The 15,604-nt window shown below is 49.7% G+C and carries 13 protein-coding genes and 1 pseudogene; 9 read left to right on the top strand and 5 right to left on the bottom strand.

The genetic code is table 11. From position 1 onward, the window contains the following. Positions 1-137: 137 nt before the first annotated feature. Together Q9O24_02130 and Q9O24_02125 are read right to left on the bottom strand one after the other, a co-directional pair. Positions 138-740 carry a hypothetical protein gene (locus Q9O24_02130; protein MDQ7073958.1) on the bottom strand — a complete coding sequence of 201 codons (603 nt, stop codon included), beginning with the start codon at positions 738-740 and terminating at the stop codon, positions 138-140. Beyond that, positions 737-2,461 (bottom strand): VWA domain-containing protein, encoded by a 1,725-nt coding sequence (locus Q9O24_02125; protein MDQ7073957.1) that lies wholly within the window; start codon positions 2,459-2,461, stop codon positions 737-739. The genes Q9O24_02130 and Q9O24_02125 overlap by 4 nt, the downstream gene beginning before the upstream one ends. Positions 2,462-2,724: 263 nt before the next feature. On the opposite strand from Q9O24_02125, the gene Q9O24_02120 reads away from it, so the two are divergent. From Q9O24_02120 to Q9O24_02105, 4 genes are all read left to right on the top strand, one after another. Then, a complete protein-coding gene (locus Q9O24_02120) occupies positions 2,725-3,384 on the top strand; it encodes a rhodanese-like domain-containing protein (protein ID MDQ7073956.1) in 660 nt (219 codons plus the stop codon). Positions 3,385-3,570: 186 nt separating this feature from the next. Continuing rightward, on the top strand, positions 3,571-3,912 hold the full coding sequence (locus Q9O24_02115; GenBank protein ID MDQ7073955.1) for a hypothetical protein: 342 nt from the start codon (positions 3,571-3,573) through the stop codon (positions 3,910-3,912). A gap of 50 nt (positions 3,913-3,962) precedes the next feature. Further along, positions 3,963-5,219 carry a 6-phosphofructokinase gene (locus tag Q9O24_02110; protein MDQ7073954.1) on the top strand — a complete coding sequence of 419 codons (1,257 nt, stop codon included), beginning with the start codon at positions 3,963-3,965 and terminating at the stop codon, positions 5,217-5,219. A 56-nt stretch (positions 5,220-5,275) separates the two neighbouring features. Next, a complete protein-coding gene (locus Q9O24_02105; protein ID MDQ7073953.1) occupies positions 5,276-5,506 on the top strand; it encodes a hypothetical protein in 231 nt (76 codons plus the stop codon). Positions 5,507-5,517: 11 nt separating this feature from the next. Here the strand turns inward: Q9O24_02105 and Q9O24_02100 are convergent, their stop codons facing one another. Continuing rightward, complete coding sequence (locus tag Q9O24_02100) at positions 5,518-6,285, bottom strand: nucleotidyltransferase domain-containing protein (GenBank protein MDQ7073952.1); 768 nt, start codon at positions 6,283-6,285, stop codon at positions 5,518-5,520. Between the two features lie 89 nt (positions 6,286-6,374). After that, positions 6,375-8,394, bottom strand: a pseudogene (locus tag Q9O24_02095) (sodium-translocating pyrophosphatase). Positions 8,395-8,703: 309 nt separating this feature from the next. Here Q9O24_02095 and Q9O24_02090 point away from each other — a divergent pair. The 4 genes from Q9O24_02090 to Q9O24_02075 all read left to right on the top strand — a co-directional run bounded on the left by Q9O24_02090 (position 8,704) and on the right by Q9O24_02075 (position 13,864). Next, the gene (locus Q9O24_02090) at positions 8,704-9,207 is read left to right on the top strand and encodes a hypothetical protein (GenBank protein ID MDQ7073951.1); all 504 of its coding nucleotides are present in this window, start codon (positions 8,704-8,706) and stop codon (positions 9,205-9,207) included. A gap of 82 nt (positions 9,208-9,289) precedes the next feature. Then, positions 9,290-11,671, top strand: coding sequence for a HEAT repeat domain-containing protein (locus tag Q9O24_02085; protein MDQ7073950.1), 2,382 nt, complete (start codon positions 9,290-9,292; stop codon positions 11,669-11,671). A gap of 13 nt (positions 11,672-11,684) precedes the next feature. Continuing rightward, positions 11,685-12,779 carry a PilT/PilU family type 4a pilus ATPase gene (locus Q9O24_02080; protein MDQ7073949.1) on the top strand — a complete coding sequence of 365 codons (1,095 nt, stop codon included), beginning with the start codon at positions 11,685-11,687 and terminating at the stop codon, positions 12,777-12,779. Positions 12,780-12,796: 17 nt separating this feature from the next. Further along, positions 12,797-13,864 carry a type IV pilus twitching motility protein PilT gene (locus Q9O24_02075; protein ID MDQ7073948.1) on the top strand — a complete coding sequence of 356 codons (1,068 nt, stop codon included), beginning with the start codon at positions 12,797-12,799 and terminating at the stop codon, positions 13,862-13,864. Here Q9O24_02075 and Q9O24_02070 read toward each other — a convergent pair. Beyond that, the gene (locus Q9O24_02070) at positions 13,861-14,856 is read right to left on the bottom strand and encodes an adenylate/guanylate cyclase domain-containing protein (GenBank protein MDQ7073947.1); all 996 of its coding nucleotides are present in this window, start codon (positions 14,854-14,856) and stop codon (positions 13,861-13,863) included. The genes Q9O24_02075 and Q9O24_02070 overlap by 4 nt on opposite strands. Before the next feature lie 256 nt (positions 14,857-15,112). Here Q9O24_02070 and aprB point away from each other — a divergent pair, with 256 nt between their 5' ends. Then, a complete protein-coding gene (aprB, locus tag Q9O24_02065; GenBank protein ID MDQ7073946.1) occupies positions 15,113-15,586 on the top strand; it encodes an adenylyl-sulfate reductase subunit beta in 474 nt (157 codons plus the stop codon). Positions 15,587-15,604 lie beyond the last annotated feature (18 nt).

Below are 15,604 nucleotides of genomic sequence, written 5' to 3'. Positions count from 1 at the left end.
ACGCATTATCCTAAGCATAAAATCCGTACTCTGCTTCTAACGAAACGGCCAACTGCACCGTTTCAGAATTTCATACAAAATTCTCTCCTAGCAGCGACAGCACTGCGACACGTTCTCTCTCCAACGTGTCGCTTTTTTTATGCCAACGGTTGTGACATCTGCAACGCCATCTCTCCACCCATAACCCTCTCATCTTTTTCCTCAACCGATTCAGACTGCGGTACGTCCTGTTTTAAATCCGCCAGCATCTCTTTTAATTCACGGTTTGCCACTTTTAATACATCGTTTTCAATCTCCAACTCTTCCAGCGGCCCCACCTCTCTGACCCCCAGTTCAAGAGAGGTCACCACCGCTTCTGATGTCGTGAAAATAGGCAGTTCGGTTGTATAAAAAAGGGCTAAAAGTTCATCTAAAACGGTGATCTGATCCAACAAACTCTTCTGATCACCCTGTTGATAAACCTGAAACAGGGCACAATAACAGGCCTGTTGTTTGTTCTGAACCTCCAATATGCTCTGCTGCAATGCCTCATCCGACAGCTGCGCCACCGTGGTAAAAAAACCTTGATACGGCGGCTCTTGCTGCCTCTTTTTTTGCAGCTGAATCATCAACTGCTCCACCTCTGAACGCTGCCGACTGCGCCGCTTTACAGAGGACACCAGCCACCAAACCACCATCATCAGCAACAGCAAAAAAAACTCCCACAACAGCGTCCAAACCAGCGCGTTTACTTCAATCATATTGCCTCCCCTTGCAACTCAGGCCATTCAATGTCCGAGGATTGTGCGTGCCAATAACGCCGCGCAAAGAAAAAACCAACAGCCAAAACAAGGTTGATTAACAAGGCGATCAAAGACACTTGCAACCAATTAACCTGCTCCGGTTGCGTCTCCTCTACTGGTTCTTGCATAACCACCTCTGCCGCCACGTCTGCTTTTAACGCTGTTTTTTCTACTGGGGGGGGGTCTATGCTCGTTGGCAATGCAGGCACCTCAATCAGCGGTAAAGTCACCGTGCGTAAAGGGTCGGCTTTCAAGCTCAACTCCAGCTTCAATTGCGCACCAGCCGCCACGGAAATCTGCCACACCTGCTCATCCAGTCGCTCTAAATTACGCGGTAACCACGCTGCATCAACTCCCTTTTGATAAAGTAACGGCGACGATGCCAGCAGCGGTCGAAACTCGGTTTTTGTGCGTAAATTCAAATGGTATCTCTTTGCCTCTGCATCCCATTTCAGCTCGATATCCAACGGCCAACTGAGCTGAATCTGCTGATGCCAAACCCGTGCAAACGTACCGCCATCGGCAATCAAGCTCAGCTCATAAGAACCCTCATCCGGCAAGTTTTGCTCCAGTTGATACACACCCTCTTTATGTCGTGGTAAAATCTGTGCTTCTGTCTCAACAGCATCTAGCTTGGTCTGCAAACTTATCTCCACCATCTGCAAAAAGTCTGTTTTATTAATGCGTTTGCCCTCACTCTGCAAATGCGCTTGCAAAACAAAAGGGCTGTTTGGCAGCATCAAGGAGGCGATGGTATCGACCTGAAGTTTAAGGTTCGTCACCACCATAGCGCGATTATCAGGGTCAGCAGCGGCCACAACCTGCCATTCACCCAACATCGGCGCTTCCATCGTCAGTAGATCAAAGCCGTTTTCGGAACGCCACTTTAAGCCGAGCGAGTCAGCCTGCAACTGCACCTCCACCCCATCAGGGCGTATCAGACGAGGTGCCTCTCCGTCTTGGCTTCGAAACAGCAACAGAGTCACCTCTTCAATGCTCTCATCCACCACAAAACGATTTCCCGTCAGCGGCACACTGTCCGGTGGAGCCGCACTCTCCAACAGATGCAAAAAGATCCGTTGCAATTGATCTGCCCGTTCCGCCTTGAGATACAGCCCACCGCTGCCCGCCGACAGCTGCTGCAAAAGCTCATGATCCGCCTCATCTGAAAGCGCCACCGTATGCACTTTCACCCCCAACTGGGACAAACGAGGCAACAACTGCTGCAAAATACGCTGCCGCGAGCGCCGACTTTGGCTGACATCACGCGACACATCCACCACCCCATCGGTCAATAAAATGATGTTTTTTTGCACCAAGCTGTCTGCACGCCAAGCCTTAATCACCTCACGCAGCGCCTGTTCAATATGGGTACGTTGTCCACGAGAGTGAATCAATGCCGATTTTTTCAATGCCTTGCGCCGCCACTGCGCTGTAACCTTGGCAGAAGGCAGCAGCACTTTCGCCTCTTCAGCAAACAACCAAACACCGGCACGACTGCCCTTGGGCAGTAATTCCGTCAATAATCTCATGGCTGCAACACGCACGTTTTCTGGATCGTTTTGCGACATGCTGCCCGAGACATCAATCAGTATTCGCACCTCGCTGAGATTTTCTGCAAGCGCCTGTCGCGCACAGACAACAGCCAAAACTCCGAGTAATAAAATCAGTTGTCGCATTTTCCCCTCACTCCATTTGGGTTCTTATGCTCAGAAGCAGCATAAAACTTACCAGCTTGCTAAAAGGCAGAAACACCCTTTAGGAAGCAAACCAACACAACTGATCCGGTTTCTCACCTACACTCAAAAACAACGTGTTATACCAACCCGCAGCAAATTACCAATTTCATCAGATTTTATTGGTAACTCATCTGGAGAATGCGGACTACAGGATTTTGCAATTCAGACTGCGCGGCTGCGCGCACCAATTGGGAGTAGGCTATATGATAAAACGCTTCGTTATCGCCTTGGCATTCGCCAGTGCAGCGGTTCCCACCGTTGTCAGCGCCGCTGATAAGGACATAGAGGTTCGCCTCACACAGAGAATTGCCTCTATCGATGTGAAACACAACGGCAGAGACATCACCATTATTCGCAATCAAGATCCAAAAAATGCGATCAATCCTACATTTGCCAGAACCTCACCCAAATGCCCCCCCTTCTGTATCCAAAGAATGGAAGTCGCGCCTGGTATTGAAAGCATCGGTGAATTGGAACTGATTTATTATCTACAACTCGCTTCCACCAACCAAAAAGCCATGATCATAGATGTTCGATCTGAACAATGGGCTTCTCAAGGCACCATCCCTGGTTCCACCAATATCCATTGGCACAAACTCAGCCCCGATCACAGCAAACCCGCCAATGTGGATAAAATCTTGATCGAACGTTTTGGGGTCAAGAAAAAAGGCAAAAAACTCGATTTCAGCAAGGCTAAAACCTTGGTGCTCTACTGCAATGGCATTCTTTGTGATCAAGCCTCCTTCGCCATCCGAGTACTGCTCTACAAAGGTTATCCTGCCAAGAAATTACTTTGGTATCGGGAAGGCATGCAGATATGGGAAAGCCTCGGCCTAACCACCGTCAAAGATCCCGGTAAATAACCCCCTACCAAACCCACAGGCAAAGGTGCTATCGCCACCTTTGTCTGCGGCTAACAGTTAAGCAATCAACCCCACTAATCTCTGCATTGACGTTTTATATTGGCGAACCTCCCTCTGCCAAGCTATGCTCCAACCTGAAAATTTTTCTCTTTTACTTACCACACCTATTTTTAAAGAGCTGTTGCCATGCCGCAAATTTCTGATTTCAGTGAAACCGAACGTTGGACGCTGAAAACCACACTGGATGAACGCTGGGGCAAAGGCTCCGTTGAGCTGCAATTGGCCGATGCCGAGATCCGCCTTGACCCCAATGATCGTGAGTTGAGCACCTGTCCCGTCGCCGTCTGGAACGTGGATGGCTGTGGTTTTGCCCTGTTCAAAACCGGTGACAAGCAGTACCGTTGCCAGTTTTTTTATCGCGGCTACCAGCAATACGGTACCGGTATTGAAGAATACGGTGACATTGGCGAGTGCGCGGTTTCACTGCTGCAAGCACAAGCGGATCACCAAAGCGAACAGCAAAAATAGAGTTAAACAACAATCCAAACTCTCTCTTACGATAAACCTGAAGGAAAATTATGAGCAAAAAAAATGCTTTTTACGCCCAATCTGGCGGCGTAACCGCCGTTATCAACTCATCGGCCTGTGGTGTCATCGAAACCGCCCGCAAGCACTCGGATAAAATCGGCACCGTTTACGCCGGTCGTAACGGCATCATCGGCGCACTGACCGAAGAGCTGATCGACACATCCAAAGAGTCTGCGGAAGACATCTCGGCGCTGAAAAAAACCCCTTCCGGTGGTTTTGGCTCTTGTCGTTTTAAACTCAAAAGCCTCGAAGACAACAAACTTGAATACGAACGTCTGATTGAAGTCTTCAAAGCCCACAACATCGGCTACTTCTTCTACAACGGTGGCGGTGATTCTGCCGACACCTGCTACAAAATTTCGCAACTCTCAGAAAAAATGGGTTATCCGGTGCAGGCCATTCATGTGCCTAAAACCGTCGATAACGATCTGCCCATCACCGACAACTGCCCTGGTTTTGGTTCAGTGGCCAAATACATCGCCGTTTCTACTTTAGAAGCAAGCTACGATGTGCGCTCCATGTGCGCCACTTCCACTAAGATCTTTGTCATCGAAGTAATGGGGCGGCACGCCGGTTGGATCGCGGCGGCTGGCGCACTGGTGGAAGATTACAATATTCCCGTTGTCACCCTGTTCCCTGAAATCGAATTCAATCAAGAGAAATTTTTGGCGACAGTCGATGCCAAAGTCAAAGAACACGGCTACTGTACCATCTGTGTTTCTGAAGGCGCGCATTGGCCTGACGGCACATTCCTCGCCGAGCAAGGCACCCGTGACTCCTTCGGTCACGCTCAATTGGGCGGTGCAGCACCCGTGGTGGCCAACCTCATTAAAGACGCTCTAGGTTACAAATTCCATTGGGCAGTGGCCGATTACCTGCAACGCTCAGCACGTCACTTGGCCTCTGCCTCTGATGTGGAGCAAGCCTACGCACTGGGTCAAGCAGCAGTGGAAAAAGCACTGGAAGGCAAAAACGCCATTATGCCCACCATCGTGCGTGAATCCTCTTCCCCTTATAAATGGAGCATTGGCGAAGCCCCTCTGAGCGAAGTGGCCAACGTCGAAAAAATGATGCCGATGGACTTCATCACCGAAGACGGTTTTGGCATTACCGACAAATGCAAAGAGTACCTCTACCCGCTGATCAAAGGCGAAGCCTATCCTGATTACGACGAAAACGGCATGCCCGATTACGTCACCATGAAAGGTGAAATGGTCGAGAAGAAGTTACCTAAATTTGAGATTTAACTCAAACGCGAGTAACGATTAAGGCGCGAGGGGGTGATAAGATCATCCCCTTTTTTATGCTCAAGACAAAAGGCAATATCAACATGACCCCACAACGCGCACAACAACTGCTAGAAGAGCACATCACCATGGGCAGCGGCTACAACCGCAACGCCGCCAAATTGATCTTGGTCGAAGTGCAAAAAGAGCACGGCCAACAAGCGGTAGACCAGTTGATTATGAGACTTGATTTGGAGACTCATTTTGGCTTTCAGCTCGGTACGGAGTTTAAGAGCCCTTGGGGGTAAATAATGGTGATTTATGGCATATCCAACAGCTCTAAAAATAAGCTGTTCAGAGAATCATAGTTAACCACAATCCTCTCCTGATCGGCTGCTTTCTTATTTAAACGCTGTAATTCAGCCTCAACAAACCGGCTAATCACTGCCCTACGCGGCAAGTAATCTTGCTCAAAGCCCGCTCGTTTTTCAGCTAACAAGGTTTGAATTGCCGCCTTAAGCTCCACGTCATCAACCAACCGATCAACCAGTGTTTCAAACTCCATCGGCACTCGCCCCATGCCACGCTCGATCCACTGCATGGCCAAAATAGGTCGCAAGACATAAAAGTATTTTTTGATCCGTACTGTAGACCCTTGCAGATACTGACGAAAATTACCCTGTGCCATATGAGCGTAATGATAAAAACACGCACGCGGCGAATAATACTCCGGCAAACGCGATTTTAACGCCGCCACAAAGGCCTTATCAGCAAGATAGACCGTTGGTGAACTGAGCCACTCCAGCAGTGCTGGATTCGATTTATACAGCAGTTTCAATGCCTTTTTTAGATCCCAGCCACTGATATCCAGCAGGTCATTAATCGGTCGCTCCAGTACATCACGCGTCAAATCAGAATCCACCCTCAAATACCACGAGCGTGCTCTCACATAAATAAAACGCACGTCATAATCACTGTCTTTTGACTCAAAGCCCCAAGCCCGACTGCCTGACTCACAGGCGTAAAGAATGGTTACCTGCTCCTCTTTTTCAAGTTGATGCAGCCGTGCAATGATTTCTGCGCGCATTTTTGTTCTCCTGATCATTATTTAGCAAGCCAATAAAAAAGGCGACAACCTAAGTCATCGCCTTCATTACACCACAACAACAAAACCACCTACATCAAAGGAATCATCATTAAAGCCACAATATTGATGATTTTGATCAACGGGTTGATCGCAGGCCCCGGCGGTGTCTTTGTAGGGATCACCAACCGTATCGCCGGTCACCGCCGCTTTGTGTGCAGCGGAACCTTTGCCACCAAAATGCCCATCCTCGATGTATTTTTTGGCGTTATCCCACGCTCCACCGCCGGTGGTCATGGAAATGGCCAAAAACAGACCGGTGACAATCGTACCCAGCAACATGCCACCCAAGGCTTGTGGCCCCAAGATCAGACCCACCAACACCGGCACCACAATCGGCAACAGTGAAGGTATGATCATCTCTTTAATAGCTGACTTGGTCAGCATATCCACAGCGCGAGAATAATCCGGCTCCTGAGTGCGATCCATAATGCCCGGCATCTCTTTAAATTGGCGGCGCACTTCCTTGACAATGCCACCCGCTGCCCGACCGACCGCTTCCATCGCCATCGCCCCAAACAAGTACGGCACCAGACCACCAATAAAGAGACCGATGATCACCAAGTGATTCGAAAGATCAAAACTGACATGAATGCCCGCTTTCTCCAGACCGTGGGTGTAATCAGCAAACAGCACCAAGGCCGCCAATCCTGCCGAGCCAATGGCATACCCTTTGGTTACCGCTTTGGTGGTATTGCCCACCGCATCCAACGGATCGGTAACGTTACGCACACTCTCATCCAACTCCGCCATTTCAGCAATACCACCAGCGTTGTCGGTCACCGGTCCATACGCATCCAATGCCACAATAATGCCCGCCATCGACAACATTGCCGTAGCCGCAATGGCGATGCCATACAACCCAGCCAACTCATGGGCGCTCCAAATCGCAGCACAGACCGCCAACACCGGCAACACCGTCGAACGCATGGAGACACCCAGACCCGCAATCACATTGGTACCGTCACCGGTGGTAGACGCTTCCGCAATGTGACGTACTGGAGCGTATTCCGTCGCGGTGTAATATTCAGTGATCACCACCAACAACGCGGTCAAAAGCAAACCCACCAGAGCCGAACCGTAGAGTGCATTGACGCTCAAATCGGCGTTGTTGCCCATAATCATCTGGGTCACCGGATAGAATGCCGCCGCAGATAACAGCGCCGCCACAAGCAAACCGCGATAGAGGGCGTTCATAATTTTGCCGCCATCATAGGCTTTGACAAAAAATGTACCGATGATTGAAGCGATAATAGAAACCCCACCTAAGACCAGCGGGTAGATCACCGCCGCACTGACATCCGCAGCGTCTTTAAAGATCAAACCACCCAATAGCATGGTAGCAATGATGGTCACCGCGTAGGTCTCAAACAAATCAGCTGCCATACCGGCACAATCACCGACGTTATCCCCAACGTTATCGGCGATCACAGCGGGGTTACGGGGATCGTCTTCTGGAATACCGGCTTCCACTTTCCCCACAATGTCCGCACCGACATCCGCACCCTTGGTGAAAATACCGCCGCCCAAACGAGCAAAGATGGAGATCAAAGAACCACCAAAAGCCAAACCCACCAGCGCGTGCAGCGGATCAGCCACTTCCATCTGCTGCAAAACCAAGTAATAACCGGCCACACCCAGAAGGCCTAAACCCACCACCAACATACCGGTGATTGAGCCACTCTTGAAGGCCACCTGCAGAGCGGGGTTAATGCCCTCATGTGCCGCCTGAGCGGTACGCACATTGGCACGCACCGAAACGTGCATCCCAATATAACCGGCCAAACCCGACAGCAGCGCGCCGATGGCAAACCCTACCGCCGTATAGCCATCTAAGGCCAAGTAAAGTGTAATAAACAGAACACCACCCACCCAAGCGATGGCGGTGTATTGACGTTTCAGGTACGCGGTAGCACCTTCCTGAATCGCCGTTGCAATACGCACCATCTTCTCGTTACCCGTTGGCAACGCCATAACTTGATAAATAAGATAAATGCCAAAAATAATGGCTGAAAAAGCACATAACAGAGCAAACACTAACGATGTTGTCATATAAAACCTCTTAAATTTACGATCAGAATAACAAGCACAAAAAACAGGCCAATACCCATTCAGCGACCCCCAAAAATCGCAACATCATTGTAAAAGCGTATTAATAAAACATCCCTATAGGCCATACCTCATGCTGCATTGCACAGCGTTTCAGGACTCCTTTTTCACTTATAAAGAGCATACATCCTCTGCCTCAAAAATAGGAATATCAAGAACTATAATGTCTTTATCACGACAACTGTGCCGTTACAGGCATAAGATTGGCATCACGGTAAGAACCCAAGACTGCAATCACGGTAGAAAACAACAATGAAAAAAAATCTAAATATTCCTAAAAAAAAACAGGACGTTAAACTCTGGGTTCACCCAGAAGGCATCGTTATGGGCACAATGTTTCTCGGTTACGAAAGCGATTTTCATCCAGGCGAAGAGCTGCCCGAAGACATTCTTAATCAATCCCCGCCACCCTCACCTTTTATTGTGCTGCAACATCGTGATTACCCATCGCCGCGCTTCTACAACAAACAAGCCATTATCCGCTTGGAGTACCAACGCAGCGCACCCAACAGAGAGAGCATCTCCGTACAACTACCGGTACGACTCTATCTTATGGACGGCTCCATTATCGACGGTGACGTGCTCGAATCCCTACCGACCGACCACAGCCGTCTGTTTGATTATCTCAATCACCATAATGACCACTTTGTGCGGATTTTTTCCACTGCTGAACAAGTCACCTTGGTGAATAAATCCTACATCGCCAGAGTCTCGCACCACGAACCGGAACACGACAATAACGCTTTGGAATCATGAACGCTGCTAAACATCTGATTCACAATAGTGATAACATGGCCAGAAATTCAAAACCTATGTAAAACTGAGGGTCGAGACAACGATGAACTTGATGCGTGATTTTCAAGCGAAACGCCTTATTTCGCGCATCTCGTCTTTTGATAGTCTCGATCATGAAGAGGCAAAAAAAGCCACCAACAAGCTGAAAGCACTCGGCGGCTCCGCCATTCCAACCATTATTAATGCCCTAGAAATAGCCGACAAACAACAACTTCTACTCTACAACTCCCTATTAATTAAATTTCTTAATAACAGCACCCTGTCGCTCTACTTTGAGGGACTCAACCATAAAAACCCACATGTGATTCTTGGCATCAGTCGAATTTTACAGCAACCTCAATACGATCCAAACCGCTTGCTGGAGCTGTTCAAAAATCCAGACATCTCAAAATCAAGCCTAATGGAGCTGCTGGAACGGCATAAAGATCGACTCAATGCCGATCAGGTTCTGCGTTACTCCTATACTCTCGAAGCCAGCCTGAAAAGTGCCCTGTTGTCCTTAGTAGCCAAAATTGCCGATGAATCATTGGTACCCGAACTGGTCAACCGTCTCTCAGGCAAAGACGACATTATTCGCCTCAACATCGCCAAAATTTTAACCCGTTTCAATCAAAGCATGGTGCAAAAAGCCCTGCATCTGCTGCTCAATGACGGCAACAAACAGATTCGCCAGACGGCACTAGAAGGGCTGTCTAAAATGAACGCCCCAATGCAAATTGATAAATTGTGTCTGCTACTAAAGGATCCGGATCTCAATTTTCAAAGCAAAGTGATTGAAGCCATTATTCGCCTCAACCATCCACGCACCGTGCATTATTTGCTTGATCCACTCAAAGATGACTCAGAATACATCCGCCGCGCCGCAGTTGAAGTACTCAATGCCATCGGTGATACCAACTCCATCAAAGACCTGCTCAACGCCATCAAAGACGACGACTGGTGGGTGCGCGCCCGTGCTGCCGACGCCTTAGCCAAAATCGGCGGCCCTCGGGTGGTACAAGCGGTGGTCGAGCTAATCAAAGACGATGATGACATCATTCGCCGCGCTGCCATTGAGATTCTCAACAGCACCAAAGATAAAAGCGCCCTAAAAGCACTGATCGGCGCTTTGGAAGATCCCGACTGGTGGGTGCGCGAACGCGCCATTGATGCCATCGTCAATTTAGGCAACAGCTCTGCGATCCCGCATCTGCTCAAATTGCTGGAAAAAACCCCCAACACCGCGCCCATTGTTATCCCGGCCATCGCTTCTCTCGGGGATGCCAAAGCGGTTCCGGCAATGATCAAGCAGCTGCAACGCCCCGAACCCTCAACCAAAATTGAAGCCCTGCACGCCTTGGCCGAATTAACCGATCAAAAACAGGCCAAAAACGTCATCGAAGCAGTCTACCAACACGCCAAGAGCAGTGGCCAAGAGGTGCAGTACGCCGCCGATGAGATGCTCAAACGCATTGAATCTCGTCTACCTGGCGTGATTGAGGCCATTCACGCGCAAACGGCTCATGGCCAGAAAGAGAACACCATCGGTTCCGTCACCGCCCTCAATGCCATTCGCCCCATGTGGTTACAAACCCAAGCGGGTCAACCCATCGACATTAACGCCCTGACACCCGACGACGTGATTGACAACCGCTATCGCTTTGTACGTCGGGTCGGCAAAGGCGCTTTTGGTACCGTACTGCTGATGGACGATGAGGTGGTTAAAGAACGCATCGTGCTTAAAATTTTGCACGCGCAGATGTCCAGCGATGAAAACATGCTGAAACGTTTTGTGCGCGAATTGCGTTACGCGCGTAAGATCACCCACCCCAATGTGATTCGCATCTACGACTTTCTGATGCTAAACGGGCTGTTCGCCATCTCGATGGAATATTTCAGCTCACACACTCTTGGTGCCGAACTGACCGAGAAAAAACCACTCCACATCTCACGCGCCATTCACATCACCACCAGCATTGCTCAAGGCATGGTCTGCGCCCACAAACACCGCATTGTGCATCGTGACATCAAACCGGCTAATATTTTGATCAACAACCGGGATCTGGTCAAAATCGTTGATTTTGGTGTGGCTGCTGCGCGCAGCAGCGGTGACACTCAACTGACCAAAACCGGTGCTGTGGTTGGCACCCCTCGTTACATGGCACCGGAGCAGATTCACGGCAAACGCATTGATGAACGCACCGACATCTACAGTTTGGGCGTATTGCTGTACGAAATGCTCACCGGTTCGCCGCCCTTTGACAGCAAAGACCTGATCTCCGTGCTCTACCAACACGCTCAGGGCAAAGCCACCCCACCGCACAAGAAAAACCCCAATATCCCCAACACCCTCAGTGCGGTGGTGATCAAGATGATGTCGGCAAAACCAGAAAAACGCTACCAGTCGATGCGAGATGTGGCTAAGATACTGAGACACTTCAGATAATCAAGGGTTTGGTATGGCGCGCATTGACGCCTTTCTCAAATTAGCTCGCAACCAAGGCTGCTCAGACATTCATCTGGCGGTTGATGTCCCACCCATGTTGCGCATCAACGGCGATCTGATGCCGATTAAATTCCGCGATCTGCGCAAAAACGAATTAAAGGGTTATCTGCACGAAATCCTTACCGAAGCCCAGCAGCAGCGCCTGCAACACGGCGAAGATCTGGATTTCTCCTACAGCGACCCCGAAGTGGGACGTTTTCGGGTCAATCTGTTTCACAAATCCACCGGTCTTGGTGCTACTTTTCGGCACATCGACTCTAATATTCCTTCACTGGAAAAACTCGGTCTGCCACCCATTGTCGAGCAACTGGGCGATCATCACCAAGGCATGGTCTTAGTCACTGGCTCCACCGGCACCGGCAAATCCACCACCCTGGCGGCGCTGATTGATTACCTGAACCGCACCAAAGCGATCAACATCATCAGCCTTGAAGACCCAATTGAATTTCTCCACCCGAGCAAAAAATCCCAGGTGGTACAAAGAGAGATCGGTACCCATGTAAAAACCTTTGCCGACGGCATCCGCGCCGCTCTGCGTGAAGACCCCGATGTCATCTTCGTCGGTGAACTGCGTGACTCTGAAGCCATAATGATGGCCATGACCGCCGCTGAAACCGGACATTTGGTGCTCGGCACACTGCACACCACCACCGCCTCCAAAACTGTGGATCGAATTATTGATGCGCTGCCTGCGGAGCAGCGCGAACAAGGAAAAACCTTTCTATCTCAAAATCTGCATGGCGTTATCACGCAACAGTTGGTCAAAACATTGGATGGAAGAGGGCGCAAAGCGATTATCGAAACATTGGTCATGACACGCGCCATCGCACAACTTATTTTGCGCGATAAAACCCACCAGATCCCCGCCCAAATTCAAACGGGCAAAACCTACGGCATGCAACTGATGGATCAGGCACTGATGATTGCAATAGAAAAACAAGAAATTGATCCCAATGAAGCGTACTTAAGAGCCAATGACAAAAAAGTCTTTCAACGTTTTGTTACCGATCCCACTATTCTACCCAAAGTAGACTTGGCTGGCCTCTAGGGTCAAGATAGAAGACCATGAACCAAGTAGACCGACTGCTGCGAAAATTGATTGAATCCGAAGGTTCCGACCTGCATCTGATTGCGGGTGATCCGCCTCGAATCCGTAAAACCGGTGATCTGGCTCCGTTTGACGAACCACCGCTGCACTCAGAAAAAGTCCATGAATATCTTTATGAAATCATGGATCAAACCGCCCGATTGAGTTTTGAAAAAGACGACGGAGCCGATTTTGCCTACAGCATCGAACATCTGGCACGCTTTAGGGTCAACGCCTTTCGCCACCTAAACGGCGTCTGCATGGTCTTTCGTGCCATCCCCAATAAAGCCATGAGCCTTGAAGAACTCGGGCTGCCCAGCATCATTTCCAGCCTCAGCATGGACAAACAGGGCTTGATTTTAGTCACTGGCAAAACCGGCTCAGGCAAGTCCACCACGCTGGCTGCGATTGTGGACTCCATCAATCGCAAAAAGAAGGGTCACATCATCACCATTGAAGATCCGATTGAGTTTACCCACCAGCGCAAGCAGTGCCTGATCAGCCAACGCCAAGTTGGTTTACACACACCCAGTTTTGCCAGCGCACTGCGCTCGGCCTTGCGTGAAGATCCCGATGCCATTCTGGTCGGTGAGATGCGCGACCATGAAACCATCAGCCTCGCGGTCACTGCCGCTGAAACCGGCATCTTGGTATTGGGGACGCTGCACACCAACCGCGCCTCCGACACCGTGGATCGCATCATCAACTCCTACCCCTCCTCCAAGCAGGCTCAGGTGCGCACCATGCTCTCCACCTCTTTGCGCTGCATTATTTCTCAACAGTTGGCTCGGCGAGCCGACGGCAGCGGCAGAGTTGCCGCAATTGAAATCCTGATCAACACCTCGGCGGTCTCCAATCTGCTGCGCGAAGGTAAAACCAATCAGCTGGATGATGTGATGCAAAGTGGTGCCTTGCTGGGGATGCAAGCGATGGATGGAGCCTTACGCAAACTGCTCGATCAACAACTCATCACCGGTGAGGAAGCCTACCAAAAAGCCCTCAGCAAACGTGAATTTGAACAATTTCGTGAAACACCACAAAACTAACGGCTCATTTTAACAGGCTGAACACCGATCAAAACAGTGAGTTTTTCCGCTTCACTCTCTGCTTGCTCTTCACCCTGTTGCGCATCAAAATAGAGCAGGCGATGATCCGGTTCTCTGACCGGCGCACCCAAACTGATCACCCCTGAGCCGAGCAACGGCAACTCCTCTCGACGTAGGTAGACAGCACGCCCCTCTTTCATTTTCACATAAGTCCCATTGGTGCTCTCATCACGCAAGATAAATTTACCATTGTGATACTCAATAAAGGCGTGCAAGCGCGAAATCGCATTACCTTTAATCACCAAATCACATTGACTGCCACGCCCCAACAACATCACTGAATTGGGTAGCAGAGTGCGCTCTTCCGTGTGACAACGCAGCAGCAACGGCTCCAGCGCCAAGGGACGAGTGACTCCCTGCTCATGAATGCCGGTAACGTCATCCTCCGACTCCCAAATCACCTCATACATAATAATCGGCTGGCTGCGTCCCTTAACTTTTGTCAGATCAAAACGGCGCGCCAACAGACTCAAATCGTCAGAGAGTCGATCCATGGTCTCTTGTGAAGTCATAATTTGCCCGCCACGCGCCACACTGGTCAGACGTGCGGCCACATTGACCGCATCACCAAACAGATCGCCATTGGAAAGCACCGTCGAGCCGTAGTGCAGACCAATGTGCTCAGAAAGAATCACTCCCTGCACCGTTTTTGAGGCACCCAGTTCATGAATATGACAGGCTGCCATCACAGCCAGGTCCGGCTCATCAAAACGCACCATGATCTCATCACCGATGGTTTTAATCACCGTACCTTGAAAACGCTCCACCACGGCTGCCATAGAAACGAGACGTTCAGCGATCACTTGTTGCGCCAGTTGATCCCCCAACTCCTCGTAAAGTCGGGTACTTCCCGCCACATCCGCAAACATCACCACACAACGATACGTTTCAGTAGTCATAAACTTATTATTTTCATTGCCATTAACATCCATCTAACCTCACTTTCGCAAACAGATATTGGCACAAACAGGCAACCAACCCAAGCACCAACAGAAAGGAAATAAAATAGATTTATAAGCTTGCCTTATGACCACAAAGGAAATTCTGTTTGGATTTTACCCACCAACCCTCTATAAAGTGGTGCAATTCAGAAAAATCCTACCCTAATTGGTTTTTTTGAAAAATGAAGAAACCGGCTCTCTATGAGCACTTTTGTAGTTCACTACGACCCCTTAAGGAGTTACTACGATGCCAACGTTCGTACGTACTGAGAAATGTGATGGATGTAAAGGTCAAGATAAGACTGCTTGCATGTACATCTGCCCCCACGATTTGATGAAACTCGACAAAGACGGTTCTGAAACCGGCCACGCGATGAAATCATACAACCAAGAGCCTGAGCAGTGCTGGGAGTGTTACTCCTGCGTGAAAATCTGTCCTCAAAACGCCATTGAAGCACGTCACTACGCTGACGTTGTGCCTTTGGGTGGTTCTGTGCAGCCTCTGCGTGGTTCTGACTCCATTATGTGGACGATCAAATTCCGTAACGGCACCTTGAAACGCTTCAAATTCCCTATCCGTACCACACCTGAAGGTTCTATCGATTGTTACGGTGGCAAAGCAGAAGCTGATATGGCCAACATCGAAAAAATCGGTTTCTTCAACCACAAAGAACAGAACGGTTTCCGCGAAGGCGATCCCAGCGAGCTGATCCGTAAGTAACTTGACCTTTGTCGTTAT

The organism is Gammaproteobacteria bacterium, assembly GCA_030949385.1.
Classification (GTDB): Bacteria; Pseudomonadota; Gammaproteobacteria; order JAUZRS01; family JAUZRS01; genus JAUZRS01.
The sequence above is the reverse complement of the archived record's forward strand: the minus strand, read 5'-3'. Positions and strand labels throughout refer to the sequence as shown.

Coding starts and splice junctions, on each gene's coding strand:
- Q9O24_02105 (MDQ7073953.1), top strand. CDS start 5,276: ATGCTCAAGACAAAAGGCAATATCAACATGACCCCACAACGCGCACAA.
- Q9O24_02125 (MDQ7073957.1), bottom strand. CDS start 2,461: ATGCGACAACTGATTTTATTACTCGGAGTTTTGGCTGTTGTCTGTGCG.
- Q9O24_02085 (MDQ7073950.1), top strand. CDS start 9,290: ATGAACTTGATGCGTGATTTTCAAGCGAAACGCCTTATTTCGCGCATC.
- aprB (MDQ7073946.1), top strand. CDS start 15,113: ATGCCAACGTTCGTACGTACTGAGAAATGTGATGGATGTAAAGGTCAA.
- Q9O24_02115 (MDQ7073955.1), top strand. CDS start 3,571: ATGCCGCAAATTTCTGATTTCAGTGAAACCGAACGTTGGACGCTGAAA.
- Q9O24_02110 (MDQ7073954.1), top strand. CDS start 3,963: ATGAGCAAAAAAAATGCTTTTTACGCCCAATCTGGCGGCGTAACCGCC.
- Q9O24_02120 (MDQ7073956.1), top strand. CDS start 2,725: ATGATAAAACGCTTCGTTATCGCCTTGGCATTCGCCAGTGCAGCGGTT.
- Q9O24_02090 (MDQ7073951.1), top strand. CDS start 8,704: ATGAAAAAAAATCTAAATATTCCTAAAAAAAAACAGGACGTTAAACTC.
- Q9O24_02130 (MDQ7073958.1), bottom strand. CDS start 740: ATGATTGAAGTAAACGCGCTGGTTTGGACGCTGTTGTGGGAGTTTTTT.
- Q9O24_02080 (MDQ7073949.1), top strand. CDS start 11,685: ATGGCGCGCATTGACGCCTTTCTCAAATTAGCTCGCAACCAAGGCTGC.
- Q9O24_02075 (MDQ7073948.1), top strand. CDS start 12,797: ATGAACCAAGTAGACCGACTGCTGCGAAAATTGATTGAATCCGAAGGT.
- Q9O24_02100 (MDQ7073952.1), bottom strand. CDS start 6,285: ATGCGCGCAGAAATCATTGCACGGCTGCATCAACTTGAAAAAGAGGAG.
- Q9O24_02070 (MDQ7073947.1), bottom strand. CDS start 14,856: ATGGATGTTAATGGCAATGAAAATAATAAGTTTATGACTACTGAAACG.